At 68.6% G+C, this 452-nt stretch carries 1 protein-coding gene; it reads left to right on the top strand.

The features are described from left to right. On the top strand, window positions 1-304 hold a 304-nt coding region (locus BKG76_RS23055; RefSeq protein WP_131815840.1), incomplete at its 5' end, for a helix-turn-helix domain-containing protein. Window positions 305-452: the final 148 nt, after the last annotated feature.

The following is a 452-nucleotide window of genomic DNA, read 5'->3' as shown; positions in this document are numbered from 1 at the left end:
GTTTGCCCAGAGTGGTTGCCGTGGTGGCGAATTGGAGTCCGTCGCCCGGGCACTGTGGTTGGCGGGTCGCAGTGGCGCGCGGACGCCGGCCTTGCGCTGCGCCGGCGATCCACTGCCGCTGACCGAGCGCGAGTGGGAGATCGCGAACCTCGTCGGGGTCGGGATGAGCAACCGCGCGATCGCCGACAAGTTGTGCCTGTCGGTGCGCACCGTCGACGGGCATCTCTACCGCATGTTCGCCAAACTCGATGTGGACGACCGTGATCATCTGGCCCGGCTGGCCCGCTTCGGCCCGGCGACTTGATCAGCCGAGGTGTGGTGGGTCCTCGCTGGAGCTGCGGGCACCCACGAAATCGAGCAGGCGCGGATCGGCTGAGGTGAACCGGTCCACTTCCTCGCCGCCGTCGCAGCGCAGCAACGCGATCGTGAGGCTGTCCGTGGTGCGGGTGAGC

It is taken from the genome of Mycobacteroides franklinii, assembly GCF_001853795.1.
In the GTDB taxonomy this organism is placed as follows: Bacteria; Actinomycetota; Actinomycetes; order Mycobacteriales; family Mycobacteriaceae; genus Mycobacterium; species Mycobacterium franklinii.
Note: the sequence above shows the minus strand (reverse complement) of the source record. Positions and strands in the feature narration are given on the sequence as shown.